Origin of the sequence: Rhizobium sp. BK049 (genome assembly GCF_014193135.1) — a bacterium.
In the GTDB taxonomy this organism is placed as follows: domain Bacteria; phylum Pseudomonadota; class Alphaproteobacteria; order Rhizobiales; family Rhizobiaceae; genus Rhizobium.
Genome location: NZ_JACHYV010000007.1, coordinates 83,007 through 100,106, shown reverse-complemented (window position 1 = coordinate 100,106; position 17,100 = coordinate 83,007). Strand labels below are relative to the sequence as shown.

At 63.6% G+C, this 17,100-nt stretch carries 16 protein-coding genes; 4 read left to right on the top strand and 12 right to left on the bottom strand.

The genetic code is table 11. The features are described from left to right. Window positions 1-28 precede the first annotated feature (28 nt). Together coaBC and FHT70_RS09685 are read right to left on the bottom strand one after the other, a co-directional pair. Entirely contained in the window at window positions 29-1,237 is a 1,209-nt protein-coding gene (gene coaBC / locus FHT70_RS09690) for a bifunctional phosphopantothenoylcysteine decarboxylase/phosphopantothenate--cysteine ligase CoaBC (protein ID WP_183700571.1), read from the bottom strand. A 247-nt stretch (window positions 1,238-1,484) separates the two neighbouring features. After that, the gene (locus tag FHT70_RS09685; protein ID WP_183700569.1) at window positions 1,485-2,249 is read right to left on the bottom strand and encodes an SDR family oxidoreductase; all 765 of its coding nucleotides are present in this window, start codon (window positions 2,247-2,249) and stop codon (window positions 1,485-1,487) included. Between the two features lie 126 nt (window positions 2,250-2,375). Here FHT70_RS09685 and FHT70_RS09680 point away from each other — a divergent pair, with 126 nt between their 5' ends. Both FHT70_RS09680 and FHT70_RS09675 read left to right on the top strand, forming a co-directional pair. Continuing rightward, the gene (locus FHT70_RS09680; protein WP_183700567.1) at window positions 2,376-3,281 is read left to right on the top strand and encodes a LysR family transcriptional regulator; all 906 of its coding nucleotides are present in this window, start codon (window positions 2,376-2,378) and stop codon (window positions 3,279-3,281) included. A gap of 33 nt (window positions 3,282-3,314) precedes the next feature. Next, window positions 3,315-4,553, top strand: a complete 1,239-nt coding sequence (locus FHT70_RS09675) for an MFS transporter (protein ID WP_183700775.1) — start codon at window positions 3,315-3,317, stop codon at window positions 4,551-4,553. A gap of 15 nt (window positions 4,554-4,568) precedes the next feature. On the opposite strand, the gene FHT70_RS09670 is transcribed toward FHT70_RS09675, so the two are convergent. From FHT70_RS09670 to ubiE, 10 genes are all read right to left on the bottom strand, one after another. Beyond that, window positions 4,569-4,961 carry a type II toxin-antitoxin system VapC family toxin gene (locus FHT70_RS09670; RefSeq protein ID WP_183700565.1) on the bottom strand — a complete coding sequence of 131 codons (393 nt, stop codon included), beginning with the start codon at window positions 4,959-4,961 and terminating at the stop codon, window positions 4,569-4,571. Beyond that, window positions 4,958-5,200: a type II toxin-antitoxin system VapB family antitoxin gene (vapB, locus tag FHT70_RS09665; RefSeq protein WP_097599470.1), complete on the bottom strand. Its 243-nt coding sequence runs from the start codon at window positions 5,198-5,200 to the stop codon at window positions 4,958-4,960. Before vapB ends, FHT70_RS09670 begins: the two co-directional genes overlap by 4 nt. A 54-nt stretch (window positions 5,201-5,254) precedes the next feature. After that, window positions 5,255-6,916: a urocanate hydratase gene (locus FHT70_RS09660; RefSeq protein WP_183700563.1), complete on the bottom strand. Its 1,662-nt coding sequence runs from the start codon at window positions 6,914-6,916 to the stop codon at window positions 5,255-5,257. Window positions 6,917-6,983: 67 nt separating this feature from the next. Further along, window positions 6,984-7,313: a TfoX/Sxy family protein gene (locus FHT70_RS09655; protein WP_183700561.1), complete on the bottom strand. Its 330-nt coding sequence runs from the start codon at window positions 7,311-7,313 to the stop codon at window positions 6,984-6,986. A 3-nt stretch (window positions 7,314-7,316) separates the two neighbouring features. Continuing rightward, window positions 7,317-8,414: a DUF917 family protein gene (locus FHT70_RS09650; protein ID WP_183700560.1), complete on the bottom strand. Its 1,098-nt coding sequence runs from the start codon at window positions 8,412-8,414 to the stop codon at window positions 7,317-7,319. Beyond that, complete coding sequence (locus FHT70_RS09645; protein WP_183700555.1) at window positions 8,395-9,675, bottom strand: Zn-dependent hydrolase; 1,281 nt, start codon at window positions 9,673-9,675, stop codon at window positions 8,395-8,397. Before FHT70_RS09645 ends, FHT70_RS09650 begins: the two co-directional genes overlap by 20 nt. Next, a complete protein-coding gene (locus FHT70_RS09640; protein ID WP_183700554.1) occupies window positions 9,672-11,051 on the bottom strand; it encodes an amidohydrolase family protein in 1,380 nt (459 codons plus the stop codon). The genes FHT70_RS09645 and FHT70_RS09640 overlap by 4 nt, the downstream gene beginning before the upstream one ends. Window positions 11,052-11,188: 137 nt before the next feature. Beyond that, on the bottom strand, window positions 11,189-12,766 hold the full coding sequence (locus tag FHT70_RS09635; protein ID WP_183700553.1) for an aromatic amino acid lyase: 1,578 nt from the start codon (window positions 12,764-12,766) through the stop codon (window positions 11,189-11,191). A gap of 88 nt (window positions 12,767-12,854) precedes the next feature. Next, window positions 12,855-14,429, bottom strand: a complete 1,575-nt coding sequence (gene ubiB, locus FHT70_RS09630; RefSeq protein WP_183700551.1) for a 2-polyprenylphenol 6-hydroxylase — start codon at window positions 14,427-14,429, stop codon at window positions 12,855-12,857. Window positions 14,430-14,477: 48 nt separating this feature from the next. After that, window positions 14,478-15,254, bottom strand: a complete 777-nt coding sequence (gene ubiE, locus FHT70_RS09625; protein WP_183700549.1) for a bifunctional demethylmenaquinone methyltransferase/2-methoxy-6-polyprenyl-1,4-benzoquinol methylase UbiE — start codon at window positions 15,252-15,254, stop codon at window positions 14,478-14,480. Window positions 15,255-15,401: 147 nt separating this feature from the next. Here ubiE and mutM point away from each other — a divergent pair, with 147 nt between their 5' ends. Beyond that, complete coding sequence (mutM, locus tag FHT70_RS09620) at window positions 15,402-16,292, top strand: bifunctional DNA-formamidopyrimidine glycosylase/DNA-(apurinic or apyrimidinic site) lyase (protein ID WP_183700547.1); 891 nt, start codon at window positions 15,402-15,404, stop codon at window positions 16,290-16,292. 23 nt (window positions 16,293-16,315) lie between these two features. Next, window positions 16,316-17,089, top strand: a complete 774-nt coding sequence (locus FHT70_RS09615) for an enoyl-CoA hydratase (protein ID WP_183700545.1) — start codon at window positions 16,316-16,318, stop codon at window positions 17,087-17,089. Window positions 17,090-17,100 lie beyond the last annotated feature (11 nt).

Sequence of the window (17,100 nt, the reverse complement as noted above, 5' to 3'; positions counted from 1 at the left end):
CGAAAAACGGGATCGATTTTCTAGGGGACTATGCGTGGAAGCGTTGGGTGATCAGCGCCGCCAGCCTTTCGGCGACCTCTTCCTTCGTCAGGTCTGGCCATTGCTCGACACCGTCGTGGCGAATGAGTTTGACCCTGTTGCGGCTGCCGCCCATGATGCCCGTCGCAGGAGAAACGTCATTGGCGACGATCAGGTCGGCGCCCTTTCGCTCGAGCTTCGCCTTGGCATTGCTTTCCACGTCCTGGGTCTCGGCGGCAAAGCCGATCACCAGCCTCGGCCGCATCGTGTGATGTCCGAGAGTCTTCAAGATGTCGGGGTTCTCGGTCAGCGCCAGCGTCGGAATGGATTCGCCCGGATGTTTCTTCAGTTTCTGGTCGGCGGCGGAGGCCACGCGCCAGTCCGCCACCGCCGCCACCATCACGGCGATATCGGCCGGCAGCGCCGCCAGCACGGCATCGCGCATCTCCTCCGCCCGCTCGACATGGACGACATTGACGCCGACCGGGTCGGCGATCGTCACCGGCCCGGAGACGAGCGTCACGTCGGCCCCGAGCTTGGCCAGCGCTGCGGCGATCGCGTGTCCCTGCCGGCCGGAGGAGCGGTTGGCTATGTAGCGCACCGGGTCGATCGGCTCATGGGTCGGTCCTGATGTGACGATCGCCTTGCGGCCCTTCAGCGGCTTTTCTCCGTCGTCGAGCAGGGTTTCGGCGGCCGCGACGATCTCCAGCGGCTCCGCCATCCGGCCGAGCCCGGCCTCGCGGCTCTCCGCCATCTCGCCGGCCATCGGCCCGATGAAACGCACGCCGTCGGCTCTCAGCGTCGCCGCATTGCGCCGTGTCGCGGGATGCGCCCACATGCGAGGGTTCATCGCCGGTGCGGCCAGCACCGGCCTGTCCGTCGCCAGAAGCACGGTCGAGGCGAGGTCGTCGGCAAGGCCGTTCGCCATCTTCGCCATCAGGTCGGCGCTGGCGGGGGCAATCAGCACGAGATCGCAGTCGCGCGCCAGCCTGATATGGCCGACATCCTGTTCGTCCTGGCGCGAAAACAGATCGACAAAGACATGGTCAGCCGCTAGTGCCCCGACGGCCAGCGGCGTGACGAATTCCTGCGCGCCTTTGGTCATGACCGGACGCACGCTTGCGCCGCGCTCCCGCAGCCGGCGGATCAGATCCAGGCTCTTATAGGCGGCGATGCCGCCCGAGATGATGAGGAGGATGCGTTTGCCGCTGAGAGCCATGGCCTTCTACCCGTCGCCTTTTTCTGATTGATCTTGACCCTAAGCCTTTGGCGCAGAACATGCAATCGCGCGGGCAAGCGAGGTGACAGGCCCTATGGGAGTCGCGGGGAAACGGAGAGGTTGCCGCAAATCTCTTCTCCCCTCGGGGGAGAAGGTGCCGGCGGGCGATGAGGGGCTACACGGCGTTCCCTCTCATCTTGGCCGATCCATTTCGCCCCAACCCGCAGCGAATAATCGCCCCACCATCTCAGGTGCGAGTGATCGAAATGCCGCCGTCGACCAGCGAGGCCGTGCCGGTGACGAAGCTCGCATCATCGGAGGCGAGGTAGAGAACCGAGCGGGCGACTTCATCAGGTGTCGCGACGCGCTTCAGCGCATGCATATCGGTGATGGCAGCCTGCTTGTCTGCTGTATCGTTCACATCGCGGTACATGTCGGTATCGACGGCGCCCGGCAGAATGGCGTTGACGCGCACGCCCTGCGGTCCGAACTCGGCGGCGAGAGCCTGCGTCAGCCCGATCAGGCCGGATTTGCTGGCGGCATAGGCGGCGACACCGGGAAAGGCGAAGCTGTAGCCGACGAAGGTCGAGGTGAAGATCACCGAGCCGCCGCCATTTTCTGCCATCGCGCCGATCTGATGTTTGGCAGCGAGAAAGGATGCTGTGAGATTGACGGCCAGCGCCTCGCTGAAGCCTGCTTCCGAGACACCGGTGCTCGGACCGGCTTCGCCGATGATGCCGGCGTTGTTGAAGGCGATGTCGAGCTTGCCGTAATTCGTCATCGCGGCGGCCACCAGCGCTTTATGATAATCTTCCGAGCGGACGTCGCCGGCAACGGCAATAGCCTTGCCGCCCTCGGCCTCGATCTCTGCGACGAGGCTGTCGAGTTCGCGCTCGCGGCGCGCGCCGACGACGACCTTGGCACCTTCGGCGGCAAAGAGCTTTGCCGTGACGCGGCCGATGCCGGAGCTTGCGCCGGTAACGATTGCGACCTTGTTATTCAAGCGGTTCATGGTTGCATCTCCTGTGGTTGATCCGAGGCGGCCCTTGCCGTCCGTTTCGTTGATCAGAAGATGGCATTTCCTTTTCGTTCGGATTAGTCTCCAGATTGAGGAACTGGAATTCGGAAATACCGAACGATGATCAGGATAGAAGGCATCGCGGCTTTCGTCGCCGTGACGGAGGCAGGCTCGGTCAGCGAGGCGGCCAGGCGGCTGCGGCTCTCCAAATCCGTCGTCAGCGAAAGATTGGCGGAATTGGAGAAGTCCTTGGGCGGCGTCCTGCTGCACCGAACGACACGCAAGCTCACCTTGACGGAGGACGGAGCTGCATTTCTGCGGCGCGCCGCTCGCATCGTGCGTGAAATTGACGAGGCCGCCGCCGATATGGCCGAGCGGCGCGGCACGCTGTCCGGCCCGATCCGCATCGCCGCCCCGGTCACGTTCGGCCGCATGCATCTCGGCCCGGCGCTCTACCCCTTTCTTGCCGATCATCCCGATATCGAGTTGACGCTCGACATCGATGACCGCCGCGTCGATGCGGCCTCGGACGGCTACGACGCCATCATCCGCAATGGCCCGATCGCCGATAGCAGGCTGATCGCCTGGAAGCTCACCCGCAGCCGCCGTCTTCTCTGCGCTTCGCCGGATTATCTCGCCCGCGAGGGAACGCCATCGTCGCTTGCCGACCTGAACCGCCATCGCGGCGTCTTCTACACCAACCGCGGCGTTGCCGATTGGCGCTTCCAGACGCCGGAGGGGGCGGTCGCCGTCCGCGCCAAACTGGCGCTCGGCATCAACAATGGCGACATGATGCGCGATGCCGCGATTGCCGGTCTCGGCATCGCGCTGCTGCCGGCCTTCATTGCCGGCCCGGCCATCCGCGAGGGCCGGCTTGCCGAAATCGATGTCGGTCACAGGCCGGAGGCCGAATTCATCTATATGGCCCATCCGGAAGGTCGAAATCCATCCGCCAAGCTTCGCGCCATCGCCGATCACTTGAGGAAGAGCTTCGGCGATCCGCCCTATTGGGATCCGGCGGGTTAACACATGAGTTCGAAGACCCGCCAGGATGAAGATATGCCGCCGGCAGCGGAAAGCGTGAAGACCGTGATCGCACGAGAAAAGCATTACCTGACGCGCGGCACAGGCGCTTATCGCCGCGCCAGCTTGGCGCTCTTTCTCTCCGGTTTTTCCACCTTCTCGCTGCTCTACTGTGTGCAGCCGCTGCTGCCGGTCTTCTCGCAGGAGTTTTCCGTCAGTCCGGCCGAAAGCTCGCTGTCGCTGTCGCTTTCCACCGGCTTTCTCGCGCTTGCCATTGTCTGTGCCGCCGCCGTTGCGGAGGGGCTGGGCCGCCGCAGCCTGATGTCGATATCGCTGGTTGGCGCGGCAGTACTGACAATTGCCACGGCTTTCGCCTCGAATTGGCACCTGCTGCTCGTCATCCGCGCCCTGCAGGGCCTCGTCCTCGGCGGCGTGCCGGCCGTCGCCATGGCCTATCTTGCCGAAGAAATCGATCCGCGCGGCCTTGGCGCCACCATGGGCCTTTATGTCGGCGGTACGGCCTTCGGCGGCATGTCGGGCCGCGTGCTCGCCGGCATCTTCGCCGAATATTTTGGCTGGCGCCCGGCGCTCTTCCTCGTCGGCGCCATCGGTCTTGCCGCGGCGATCGGCTTCATCGCCCTTCTGCCGCCGTCAAGGAATTTCGTTCGCCGGCCGGGTTTCGATCCGCGTTTCCACGCGAAAGCCTGGCTTAGCCATCTTAGAAATCCGGCGCTACCCTTCGTCTTCGCCATCGCCTTCCTGGCGATGGGCTCCTTCGTGACAATCTACAATTACGCCGGTTACCGCCTCGTGGCGCCGCCTTATGGGCTCAATCAGACCGAACTCGGCTTGATCTTCACCGTCTATGTCTTCGGCATCGGCGCCGCCTCGATCGGAGGGCTGCTGGGAGACCGGATCGGTCACTTTCCCGTGCTGCTCTTCGGCCTCGCGCTGACGGCTGCCGGTAGCGCATTGACGCTCTTAGCCGCGCTGCCGTCGATCATCCTCGGTATCATCGTGCTGACCGCCGGCTTCTTCATGAGCCATTCCATCGCCAGCGGCCTTGTCGGCAAGCTTGCCTTTGGCAACAAGGGGCACGCTTCTTCCATCTACATGCTGGCCTATTACGTCGGCTCCAGCCTCATGGGCTCGGCCGGGGGCTGGTTCTTCGCGGTCGAAGGCTGGGTAGCCGTCGTCGTCTTCACGCTTGCCATGCTGGCGTTGGCCTATATGTCAGCCTGTGTCGCTCAGCATTTCGCAAAGAATGCCCGATAATTTGGAGCGCGAGAGCTAACGCTCCCAATTCTCCACCCGCAACTCTGCCACACGTTCGAACTCCCGCAGGTTTCGGGTGATCAGGATGAGGTTGCGTGCGACAGCCTGGGCCGCAATCAATACGTCGTAGGGTCCGATCGGCGTTCCCGATGCATGCAGCGCGGCGCGGATTTCCCCCGCTTTGCGTGCATCGTTCCGGTCGAATTCCAGTATTGAAAACTGCAGTGCATCGATCCGCGCTAAGTTTTCGTGAATGCGATGGCTTTTATAGGCGCCGTAAAACAGTTCATGCGCAACGATTGCGGGCACGGCGAAGTCGTGGGGCAGGTGTTTGCTCAGTTCGGCAATCAGGCCCTCGTTGCTTTTCATCAGGGCAATCACGGCATTCGCATCGAGCAAGTATTTCATTTGAAGAAGTCGAGTTCGGGACGTTCCTGCTGTGCAGGCTGCTCTTCCGCCGCCGTCGCAAAGTCGGCGTCAACAGGACCGATTACATCGGCAAGCCATCCCCAATCGTCGGAAATCGGTTCGAGAATGACCGCACGCCCCTGCCGCCGAATGGCGACGATATCGCCGTCGAAGCGAAATTCCTTAGGCAGCCGGACGGCTTGGGAGCGCCCCGACCAGAAGATTTTAGCTGTTTCCATGTCATTCGCTCCGGATGAGATATGGCAATGATATATAGCAATCCTCTGTCCGTTTCAACCAAGCCTGAGATAGGGAACGTCCTTCTTCGCCACCTCATCAAGGGCCTCTTCATATCCGGCATCGGCATAACGCATGACTCCGAGCGCCGTGTCGTTGGTCAGCGCGTGGTCGAGACGTTCGTCGGCGGCATCGGTGCCGTCGGCAATCACGGTGACGCCGCAGCTCGTCATGTAGCCGGCATAGCCGCCGCCGCCGGAATGGATGACGACGAGATCGGCCATCGACGAGCAGAGCATCATTGCATCGATCAGCGGCCAGTCGGCGATCGCATCGGAGCCGTCCTTCATCCGCTCGGTCATGATATTCGGATGCGCCATGGCGCCGGCATCGAGATGGTCGCGGGAGAAGGCGACCGGGCCCTTTAGGTCGCCGCTTGCCACCAGCATGTTGACACGTCGTGCGAGTGCGGTGCGTTCGCCATGGCCGAGCCAGGCGATGCGCGCCGGCAGTCCCTCGAAGGGAACATGCTCGCGCGCCAGCCGGATCCAGTTGGTGATGATCTTGTTGTCGGGAAACATCTCGAGCAGCAGATCGTCGATGCGGGCGATATCGCTCTCCTCGCCTGAGAGAGCCATCCAGCGGAACGGGCCGATTGCCCGGGCAAACAGCGGCCTGAGATAGGCTTCGGTGAAGATTGGAATGTCGAAGGCGTTGGCGACGCCGCCCTCTTTGGCCTGGGTGCGGATCAGATTGCCGTTGTCGAAGACTTCGGACCCGCGTTTCTGGAATTCCAGCATCGCGCTGACATGTTCGACGATCGAGGCGCGGCTTGCCGCCATCAATTGCCCCTGGCCATCGTCGCGCAGGTCTCTCACCTGATCGAGGCTCATGCCTTTCGGCACATAGCCATAGACGAGGTCATGCGCCGAGGTCTGATCGGTGACGATATCTGGCACGATGCCGCGCCGCGCAATCTCGGGATAGACCTCCGCCGCATTGCCGACGAGGCCGACGGACAGCGCCCGCTTCGCCTTTACAGCTGCGTCGATCATCTCAAGGGCGGTATCGAGATCCGGCGCGATCTCCTGGAGATAGCCGATCTGCTGGCGTTTGCGCGCTCGCTCCGGATCGATGTCGACGCAGAGGATCGCAGCGCCCGCCATGCGGCCGGCGAGTGGCTGGGCCCCGCCCATGCCGCCGAGTCCGGCCGTCAGCACGAAGCGGCCGTGAAGGTCGCCGCCGAAACGCCGCTCGGCGATGCGCATGAAGATTTCATAGGTGCCCTGGATGACGCCCTGGCTGCCGATATATTGCCAGGCCCCGGCGGTCAGCCCACCCCAGCAGATCAGCCCTTTGCGCTGCAGCTCGTAGAACACTTCGGCCTTTGCCCATTGCCCGACGATGTTGCAGTTCGCCATAATGACGAGGGGCGCCCTGGCATGGGTCTTTACGAGCCCGATCGGCTTGCCGGACTGGATGAGCAGCGTCTGGTCCTCATCCATCTCCGTCAGCGCCTTGACGATGCCCTTATGCGCCGCCCAGTTGCGGGCGGCCTTGCCGAGCGCGGCATAGACGATCAGATTGTCGGGATCCTCGCCGACGGCCAGCACGTTTTCGAGCAGCCGCAGCAGCGCCTCCTGCCGCCAGCCCTTGGCGCGCAACTCCGGTCCGCCGGGAATGGGAAATTTCGGATGGCGTGGATTGGCCTTCGGCATCGTGGGTTCCTCGTTTTTCTCTGCTTTTCCCTTCTCCCCGCTGGAGAGAAGGGCGAAAGCTAGTTGGTCACTTGCCCGGCAGCGATTCCACATAGGCAAGCGCCGCATCGAGCAGACGCCGTCTCAGAGCATCGTCGCCGTAAGCCTCGGCGGAGGCGCGCAGCCAGCCGTGCATGACTCGCTCGCCCATCACCATCCGGGTTACGCCCGGCAGCGCCAGCGCCCAATCATCATTGCCCTTGCCGAGACGGATCAGCATGCCGTCACTGCGCGCGCCGCAGAGAAGATTGCCGTTCAGCAGGAAGGCGCGGCCGCCGAACATGGATTTTTCGCTGAGGCCAGGACGATCGTCGAGTTCCTCGCGCAGCAGTTCTTCAAGGCCGGGATCGCGTGCCATGGCTCAGGCCTTCGCCGCCAGCGCATAACGCGCGATCTCGATACCCATCGCCTTTTCGACTACGGGATAAACTGTCGGATCGAGCACGCTGGCCGAGAGCGGAATGATCTCCATCGGCACATGCAGGATGAAGACGTGCATGCCTTCCTGCAACTGGCCGACGCTCAGCGGCTCGCCCTCCGGCGACAGCGTGGTGATCACGGCGGGGAAGGTCGCAAGCCGCCCGCCACCCGCATCGTCCACGGCCATATATTCGTTCATCACATGCAGCGTCACCGATTTATCGCCCGAGCCGACGGCGATGGTGCCGATATCGAAGGCCTCCTTGGTATAGACGACGTCCTTTCGGGTGATGACGCCGTCGGCGAGGATATGCCCGCCCGTCGTTTTGCAGATCGCGTCGATGACCGCTGGCCCGCCTCGCTTCTCCGCCGCAATGATCGCTTCGCCGAGCGCAAGCGCCATCGAGATTCCGCCGAGGGCCGCATGCGTCCGGACATAGGAAGCCCGGAGCGGATTGCGGCAGCTGGCGATGAAACCGCCGGACTGATCGGCGGCGGCGCGCAGCACCGGCGAGATCTTCGCCGTCGCGCCCTTCACCACCAGCTCGATGTAACGGTTCTCGGCCCTGTTGCCGCCGACGGCGGTCTGGATCATCGGCTCGGGTGAGGCGGCCATGCCGATCGACCCCATGTCGCCGGTCGGGTGCGCGCGGATGTCGCCGACGGCATCGACTACCTTGGTGCCGAGGATCGCCGATGGCAGCCAGCCGTTCAGCGTCGAGGATTTGCCGTTCTGGCCGATGATCAGTCCGGAAAGCCTTTCGCCGAGCGCCTCCTGCAGCAATTGCACCGCCTTGATGTAATCGACGCCTTGCATTTCCCAGGGCGTGGTGGAGGCCGGCGCGCCGATCGCGGCCGCCGTGGCGACCCAGTCGTCATCCTTCAACTCGTCGATCGAGACCAGCTCCGGTTTGCCGATGGTGACGGCCGCATGCCCGAGCATCCGCCCGTGCTCAGCCCAGCCGCCACCGCCGGCGGCATAGACGGAGCCGCCTTTGACGGCGGCTTCCACGTCCTTCTCAACCAGTATGCGTCCCATCGGCCTTCTCCCGCTTCGAATCCTTGTCCATCTCGCGCACCGCTTGGAAAAGCACGGCGGCGCCGAGCGCGATATCGTCATTGTCGGCCCATTCGTCGGGGCAATGGCTGCGGCCTTCCCGGCAGGGCACGAAGATCATTGCCGCCGGCGCCACCTTGGCGATCCAGGCGGTATCGTGCCCTGCGCCGGAGGCCATGCGCCGGTATTTTGCGCCGACGCGGTCGCAGGCGGTCTCCAGCGTCGAAAGCAGCGCGGCATCGCTTGGCGTCGGCAGATTGTCGGAAACCCGATTCGGCGGCTCGATCGTAACGCCATAGGCGGTTGCCAGCTTTTCGACATGGCCCTCGAGCCAGCGGCAGAAGGCCTCCATGTCGGCGCGGATTTCCGCGCGCCCGTCGATCAGCAGCACGACCTTCGACGGCACGACATTGGCGGCATTCGGCTCGATCCTGAACTCGCCGACCGTCGCGGCGAAATGCCCCGGCGTCTTGGCAAGCTCGGCGGCGGCATTTCGGATGTCGAGCACCAGCTGCGAGGCCGCGACCAGAGCATCCGCCCGCCTGTCCATCGGCGTCGTGCCGGCATGGTCGGCCCGCCCCTCGACGGTGATCTCGATGCGGGTAATGCCGGAGATTGCCGTGACGATGCCGATATCCTCCCTTTCGGCTTCGAGCACTGGCCCCTGTTCGATATGGAGCTCCAGGAAGCCTGCCAGATCCGGTCGCTTCTGCTGTCCCAGCACGCCCGGCTCGCCGCCCACTTGGGCGATGCCGCCGGCAAGATCGAGCCCGCCGCTTGTCCGCGACAGCCAGGCCTCCGGCAACTGTCCGGTCATGCCGCGGCTGCCGATGCAGGAGACGCCGAAGATGCTGACCTCTTCGGCAAGGAAATCGACGATCTCAAGATCATGGTCGAGTTCCAGGCCGTGGTCATGCAGCGCCCGCGCCACCTCGAGCGCCGCAACCACGCCTGCAATGCCGTCGAAGCGGCCACCCTCCGGCACCGTGTCGGAGTGCGAGCCGATCATGATCGTGCCGAGCCAGGGCTTCCTGCCGGTGCGCCGGCCGATCAGATTGCCGGCGGCATCGATCCGTGTTTCCAGCCCTGCCGCCTTCATTCGAGTCTCGATATAGGCCCGGCCTTCCAGAAAGAGCGGCGTGAAAGCCCGACGTGTCCAGGAGCGCCCCGGCTCCGTGATATCGGCAAGCGCCTGGATATCTTCAGCGATCCGGTCGGCATTGACGGGAAGATTGCGGCTCATGCGGCGGCTCCCGAAATGACTTGGCGCGGCGGCGGCCGGATAAACCGGCCACTGCCAGGCTCGGCCAATACCTTCCCGCCCTCGGCGATCTTTTCGCCGCGCAAATAGGTGGCGGAAACGGTCCAGGGCAGGCGGATGCCGTTATAGGGGCTCCAGCCGACGACGTTGTTGCCGCTCGCAGACGCATCGTAGACGCTTCCGCGCGGCTCCAGCACGGTGATGTCGGCGTCCTTGCCTGGGGTCAGCGCCCCTTTGATATGGTCGAGCCGGAAATGTTTCGCCGGGTTCTCGGCCATCAGCCGCGCGGCCCAGGTCAGGGGAATGCCGCGCTCGAGAGCGCCTTTGACGAATAGGGGCACCATCACCTCGAGACCGGGAACGCCGGATGCGTTGGCGAGCATGTCGGGATCGGTCTTGCGGTTCTCCGACCAGCTGACGTGATCGGTCGAGACCAACCAGACATCGCCTTTGGCCACCTTCCGCCAGAGCCTCTCCACCTCGGCGCGCGGCCGCACCGGCGGGTTGATTTTCGCCTTGCCGCCGAGGCGCCTCACATCGTTTTCCTCGTCGAGCGTCAGGTAATGGATGCAGCATTCGACTGTCGCGGCAAAACCATCGCGGCGATAGGCGCGGGCGATATCGTAGCCGCGCCCGAGGGAGCAATGCACCACATGCGCGGGGCAGCCGGTATTGGCGCCGGTCTCGAAGATCGTGTGCATCGCCAGGAGCTCTGTGATTGGCGGCCGTGACAGACCATGCGCCCGCCAGTCGGTGATGCCGCTCGCTTTCACCTGTTCCATATAGCTGCGCACCGCCTCGTCATCCTCGTTATGCACGCCTGCCGTCAGCCCGGTCGGCGCGATTGCGGCAAAGCAGGCGTCGAGCAAGGCGGGGGGAATGCGCGGAAAACGTTTGGGATCGGTGCCGAAGGTCGAAAACTTGAAGGCGGCGACGCCGGCCTCAACCATCTCCGGGATTAGCGCTGGGCCCTCTTGCGGATCGATGGTGCCGTAAAGGGCAAAATCGACGCGCGCCTGCGGGGCGGCATGGTCGATCTTCCGCTTGACGGCCGCCGCCGAGCAGACGAGGTTGCCCTCGTCATAAGGCATGTCGACGATCGTAGTCACGCCGCCGGCCGCTGCCGACCGCGTCGACCAGACGAAATCCTCCTGATCCTTCTGGGAAAGCGAATGCACCTGCGCGTCGATGGCGCCGGGCAGGATCAACGCTCTTCCGAGCAGATGCCGTTCGCGCGCCGCAGGCGGGACGCCGAGGCCGACTTCGGCGATCTTGCCGGCGTGCACGGCGACATAACCCGCTTCGACGATGCGGTCCGGCAGCACCACCGTGCCCTGCAGAACGAGATCGAAGTCCATGCCGCTTCCTCCTAGACTGACGTCGGAACCGCTGTCGGCCGAAACGTGATGCCAAAGTTTGAAACGTCTTTCGGACGGCATCACGCATCGATGGGTTAATGTAGAGCAGGATCGAGATTTTGGGCCTCGGCCCGCAATCATCCTGCTCGGCTTGCCAAGCGCCCTTCGATGGGCTCCGGCGAGCCGAGTGCGAAGAAATCGTCGAAGGAGGCGATCGGAACCTGCTCGGTCAGTTTCGCGAGAAAGTCGTCCGATCCGAGCTCTTCCTCGATCGCCTCCACTTCAGCCGATAGCGGCCGGTCGACGGTATAAAAGGCCGCATGTTTGCGAACGACGTCGTAGAGCATGCCGGCCACGCCCTTCGGCTCATCGCCGAGAATGTCGATCGCCTGGGCAGACAAGAGCGCCTCGAGCGCCGCGAGGCGCTTCAGTGCCTGCATCTGCCGCTCGAAGCGCTCGATGACCAGCGGCAAGAAGGCGGCCTCATCCTCCAGGCCGGCTGCAACCACCAGCGACTGCGCCGAAACGGGGCCGGACATCGACAGGACGCGTGAGAAGATTTCGCCGGCAAGCTTGATGATCGGCCCGAAGCCGGTGGCAATCCGTCCCGACGGCACGAGGTTGACCGGCAGGTCGCGCCGTTGCCCGTTGCCGAGAATGACACAGCGGTTGAAGGCGTTGCGCGCCGCATGCGCCATGCAGAGTGCGGCCGATTCGAGCAGGATCGTCACATCGAGCGGAAGCGAACCGCCTGATGTCATCACCCGCCCCTCGACGACGACGGGATTGTCGTCCGAGCGTCCGGTGGCGGCGAGAATCTTGTGACCGGTCGAAAGCAGATTTTCGATGACGGCGCCGAATACCTGGGCGATCATGCGCAGGCTGAGCGGATCCTGCACATGCGTTGCAACAGGCCAGTCCCATTCGTCCGACGCGTTGCAGAGCCAGGCGCCGATCAGTGCCTCACGCGCAGTGCCGACATGGCGGACCGCCTTCCAGGGATCACGGGAGGCGCCGAGCGCACCCGATGCCATCATCCCGGTGGCGAGCAGAATGCGGATCGAGGCCGCGGCATTGCGCGTCGTTTCCGCCGCCGCCGCAAAGCTCACTGCATTGACGCTGAGCGAAGCGAGGCTGTCGCGCGGCGCCATCCGCACCGGTTCCAGCCCCGCAGCCCGGAAAGCGTCGGCCGCCTGCATCCGGCTGCCGCGATAGACCGCTTCGCCGACACCGGTCAACACAGCACCGATCTGCCCCATGAGGCCGATATCGGCGCAGCCGATCGAGCCGGTGCGGCGCACGACCGGGATGAGATCGGCCTCGAGCATCCTGATATAGGCGTCGATCAGCTCCGGCGTGCAGCCGACCTGGCCGGTCAGCGCCGTGTTGATGCGGATCGCCATGGCGTTGCGCACGACATTGCAGGAAAAGGGCGTGCCGGTGCCGAAATGATGGGCGCGCACCAGGCCGAGATTGAACGTGTCGAGTTCGTCGGCCGACCACTCCACGTCTTTCATGGCGCCGACGCCGGTCGTCGAGCCATAGACGGGCGTGCCGGCGGCAATCGCGTCCTCGACGATTTCGCGGGCAATCGCGATGCGGGCCATGCCGGTTGGTGAAGCCGAAATCCTCGCCTTGCCGGCACCAATCGTCACCATCTCGGCAAAGCCGAGCGGCCGTCCGGAAAGTTCGATGCCAAGGCGTTCGTGCTGCATGTGCCGTATCTCCTAAACTGCGAGACTAAGCTAGCCCTCCGTCACATGGGATATCCTAAATGCTGAACACAGCATGTTGTCGGAGCGGTCAGCTCAACATCCAGGCAATATAGAGGAGCGTCAATGCGATCACCCAGAGCGCGATCCTGCCCGAGCGGTTGTGCCGCGCCTCGGCCTTGCCGATCGCCTCGGCCGTCTGATCGTCGAAACGCAGGCCGTGTTCGCTCATATGCAGCAGCTGATGGTGGAATTTCTCGGTTTTTGCTGCGATTTCGGGCGCGGCTTCGGCGAGCTTGACCGCCGCCTTCAGCCCATCCTTGAGATCGGTGACGATTCGTTTCGGGCCGAGATTGGTGCGGATCCAGTCGCCGACGACGGGCTCGGAGGCCTTCCACATGTTGAAACGCGGGTTGAGCATGCGCGACACGCCCTCGACCACGACCATGGTCTTCTGCAGCATCACCAGCTCGGGCCGTGTCGCCATGTCGAAGAGTTCGGTCACTTCGAACAGCAGCGTCAGCAGCTTGCCCATCGAGATCGTTTCGGCGGGCTGCCCGTGGATCGGCTCGCCGATCGCCCGGATCGCCTGGGCGAAGCTTTCGACATTGTGGTGGCCGGGCACGTAGCCGGCCTCGAAATGCACCTCTGCGACACGGATGTAATCGCGGGTGATGAAGCCATAGAGGATTTCGGCGAGGAACCGCCGCTCCTTCTTGCCGAGCCGCCCGACAATACCCATGTCGACCGCGACGATCATGCCGCCGGCATCGACGAAGAGATTGCCGGGATGCATGTCCGCATGGAAGAAACCGTCGCGCAGCGTGTGGCGCAGGAAGGACTGGATCAGCGTGTCGGCGAGCAGGTTGAGGTCATGGCCGGCCGCGCGCAGCCCCTCGACGTCAGACATTCTCGTGCCGTCGATCCATTCCATGGTGATGACGTCGCGGCCCGTGCGCTCCCAGTCGACCTTCGGCACGCGAAAGCCGGGATCGCTGTCGGTGTTTTCGGCAATCTCCGAAAGCGCTGCGGCCTCAAGGCGAAGATCCATCTCCACCTTCGTCGTCTGTTCCAGCGTCTTCGTCACCTCGACCGGCCGCAGCCGCCGGCTGGACGGCATGAAGCGCTCCTGCATATGAGCGACCAGGTACATTGCCTCGATGTCATGGACAAAACGCTGGCGCACGCCCGGTCGGACGACTTTGACGGCGACCTTCCTTCGGCCTTCTGTCGTTTCGACTTCGGCGGGGTGCACCTGCGCGATCGAGGCGGCGGCTATCGGCTCGCCGAAGCTCGCATAGAGTTCATCGACCGGCCGCCCGAGCGATCCTTCGATATTCGCCTTTGCGGCCGCCGAGGGAAAGAAGGCCATCCGGTCCTGTAACTGAGACAGGTCGTTGGCGAATTCGACGCCGACGACGTCAGGCCGCGTCGCCAGGAACTGACCGATCTTGACATAGGAGGGGCCGAGCCGCTCGACGGCCTTTGCCAGCCGATCGCTGCGCTTCTGATACCGCGCCCTGCCGCGCTCGAAAATCGTGACGAAGGATTTGGCAAGTGCGACCGAAGGCGGCAGGCCTTCTGACGGCAGGGCCGACACGACGCCTTCGCGCACGAGCACCCAGCCGACGCGCCAAAGGCGAAAATAGGCTCCGAAAGTGCTCATGCTGAAGTGCCCCGCCGAGGGAGGTTCGTCTTTTTTTCCTTCATTCCCTCAGAGCTTCCAGCCGGAATGGAGCGCGGCGATGCCGCCGGTATAATTGGTATAGGTGACGCGCGAAAAACCAGCCTGGCGGATCATCGCTGCGAAATTCTCCTGGTTCGGAAACTTGCGGATCGATTCCACCAGATACTGGTAGGGCTCGGCATCGCCGGTAATCGCCTTGCCGAATTGCGGAATGGCGTTGAACGACCAGGCGTCATAAATCTTGTCGAGAAGCGGCATGTCGACTTCCGAAAACTCCAGGACCAGCAGCCGACCGCCGCGTTTCAACACGCGATAGGCCTCGGACAGCGCCTTGTCGATTCTCGGCACGTTGCGGATGCCGAAGGCGATCGTATAGGCATCGAAGCTGGCGGCCTCAAACGGCAGTTCCTCGGCATTCGCCTCAATGAAGGTGAGATTGTCGGAAAGCTTCTTCTTTGCCGCCCGTTCGGCGCCGACGCCAAGCATCGAGCCGTTGATATCGAGCACCGTCGCATGTGCCTTCCGACCAGAGGCCTCGATGATGCGAAAGGCGATGTCGCCGGTGCCGCCGGCAACGTCGAGCACCTTGTAGCCTGGCTCCTTGCGCGGGTTCAACGCCGAGATCATCGCATCTTTCCAGACCCGGTGCATGCCCATCGACATGACGTCGTTCATGATGTCGTAGCGCTTGGCGACCTTGTGGAATACCTGGTTGACCAGACCCTGTTTCTCGCCGCCCGGCACCTCGCGGAAGCCGTAAGAGGTCTCCATGCCGCCATCGGCGGAAGTGCGGCTTTCTGACATCAGGCTGCTCCGTTCCTTGAAGATCGGCGCGGCGACCGTAGCGAAAGACCGCGCGCGACGTTATCACTGGACCGCGCTCTCCGCGGCACATGGCGCTATAGCGCACATCGTCCTCGGTTGAAACACGTTCGATAGAGATGGGTTAAGATGCCGGAATTGCCAGAAGTCGAAACCGTCAAACGCGGCCTGGCGCCGGCGATGGAAGGCGCTCTGGTTGCCAGGCTGGAACTGCGGCGCAAGGATTTGCGCTTCCCCTTTCCCGATGCCTTGGCGGACAGGGTTTCCGGACGCACCATCGTCGGTCTCGGCCGCCGCGCAAAATATTTGCTGGTCGATCTCGACGACGGCAACACGCTGATTTCCCATCTCGGCATGTCCGGTTCCTTTCGCATCGAAGAGGGCGCCGCCTCCGCAACGCCGGGGCAATTCCACCACGCACGCTCGAAGGACGAGAAACACGATCACGTCGTTTTTCATCTGCAGGGTCAGGATGGCGTTCGCCGCGTCATCTACAACGACCCGCGCCGCTTCGGCTTCATGGATATGGTCGGACGCGCCGATCTTGCCGCCCATCCCTTCTTCCGCGATCTCGGCCCGGAGCCGACGGGAAACGAACTCGGCGCTGCTTATCTGGCCGAACGCTTCCGGGACAAGGCGCAGCCGCTGAAGAGCGCGCTACTCGACCAGAAGAACATTGCCGGTCTCGGCAATATATATGTATGCGAGGCGCTGTGGCGCGCGCATTTGTCGCCGCTGCGTGCCGCCGGCACGCTGGTGACGCCGGGCGGCCGGCCGAAGCAGCAGCTCGACCTGCTGGTCGCCTCGATCCGCGACGTCATCGCCGATGCAATCGCCGCCGGCGGCTCGTCGCTGCGAGACCATATCCAGGCCGACGGATCGCTCGGCTATTTCCAGCATTCCTTCTCCGTCTATGATCGCGAAGGTGAGGCTTGCGGCACGCCCGGCTGCGGCGGTACGGTCGGTCGCATCGTGCAGGCGGGCCGCTCCACCTTCTATTGCGCCGCCTGTCAGAAGTAACAGTGAGAAACCGGGAGAACAGCATGGCTTACGAGACCTTGATCGTCGAAACCCGAGGCACTGTCGGCCTCGTCACGCTGAACCGCCCGCAGGCGCTGAACGCGCTGAACTCCACTGTGCTGAGGGAACTGAAGCAGGCCTATGCGGCTTTCCATGAAGACAATGCCGTCGGTGCGATCGTGCTCACCGGCTCCGAACGCGCTTTTGCCGCCGGCGCCGACATCAAGGAGATGCAGTCGCTTCAGTTCGCCGATATCTATAAGAGTGATTTCATCAGCGGCTGGGATGACGTCGCCAAGGCGCGCAAGCCTGTCATCGCTGCCGTCAGCGGTTTTGCCCTCGGCGGTGGCTGCGAACTTGCCATGATGTGCGATTTCATTATCGCCTCGGAGACCGCGAAGTTCGGCCAGCCGGAAATCACCCTTGGCGTCATTCCCGGCATGGGCGGCTCGCAGCGGCTGACGCGCGCCGTCGGCAAGGCGAAGGCCATGGACCTGATCCTGACCGGCCGCGTGATGGATGCGGCCGAGGCGGAACGATCCGGACTCGTTTCGCGTGTGGTGGCGCCCGAGCGTCTCATCGACGAGGCTTTGGCCGCAGCCGAAAAGATCGCCTCGCTTTCACAGCCCTCGGTCATGATGGCCAAGGAGGCGGTCAACCGCGCCTTCGAGACGACGCTGGAGGAAGGGTTGCGGTTCGAACGCCGCCTGTTTCATAGTCTCTTTGCCACGGACGATCAGAAAGAAGGCATGGCCGCCTTCATCGAGAAGCGCAAACCTGCCTTCAAGCACCGTTGAATGCTTTTCGG

Coding starts and splice junctions, on each gene's coding strand:
- FHT70_RS09655 (WP_183700561.1), bottom strand. CDS start 7,313: ATGGCACGCGATCCCGGCCTTGAAGAACTGCTGCGCGAGGAACTCGAC.
- FHT70_RS09650 (WP_183700560.1), bottom strand. CDS start 8,414: ATGGGACGCATACTGGTTGAGAAGGACGTGGAAGCCGCCGTCAAAGGC.
- FHT70_RS09660 (WP_183700563.1), bottom strand. CDS start 6,916: ATGCCGAAGGCCAATCCACGCCATCCGAAATTTCCCATTCCCGGCGGA.
- FHT70_RS09675 (WP_183700775.1), top strand. CDS start 3,315: ATGCCGCCGGCAGCGGAAAGCGTGAAGACCGTGATCGCACGAGAAAAG.
- coaBC (WP_183700571.1), bottom strand. CDS start 1,237: ATGGCTCTCAGCGGCAAACGCATCCTCCTCATCATCTCGGGCGGCATC.
- mutM (WP_183700547.1), top strand. CDS start 15,402: ATGCCGGAATTGCCAGAAGTCGAAACCGTCAAACGCGGCCTGGCGCCG.
- FHT70_RS09640 (WP_183700554.1), bottom strand. CDS start 11,051: ATGGACTTCGATCTCGTTCTGCAGGGCACGGTGGTGCTGCCGGACCGC.
- FHT70_RS09615 (WP_183700545.1), top strand. CDS start 16,316: ATGGCTTACGAGACCTTGATCGTCGAAACCCGAGGCACTGTCGGCCTC.
- ubiE (WP_183700549.1), bottom strand. CDS start 15,254: ATGTCAGAAAGCCGCACTTCCGCCGATGGCGGCATGGAGACCTCTTAC.
- FHT70_RS09680 (WP_183700567.1), top strand. CDS start 2,376: ATGATCAGGATAGAAGGCATCGCGGCTTTCGTCGCCGTGACGGAGGCA.
- FHT70_RS09635 (WP_183700553.1), bottom strand. CDS start 12,766: ATGCAGCACGAACGCCTTGGCATCGAACTTTCCGGACGGCCGCTCGGC.
- FHT70_RS09670 (WP_183700565.1), bottom strand. CDS start 4,961: ATGAAATACTTGCTCGATGCGAATGCCGTGATTGCCCTGATGAAAAGC.
- FHT70_RS09685 (WP_183700569.1), bottom strand. CDS start 2,249: ATGAACCGCTTGAATAACAAGGTCGCAATCGTTACCGGCGCAAGCTCC.
- FHT70_RS09645 (WP_183700555.1), bottom strand. CDS start 9,675: ATGAGCCGCAATCTTCCCGTCAATGCCGACCGGATCGCTGAAGATATC.
- ubiB (WP_183700551.1), bottom strand. CDS start 14,429: ATGAGCACTTTCGGAGCCTATTTTCGCCTTTGGCGCGTCGGCTGGGTG.
- vapB (WP_097599470.1), bottom strand. CDS start 5,200: ATGGAAACAGCTAAAATCTTCTGGTCGGGGCGCTCCCAAGCCGTCCGG.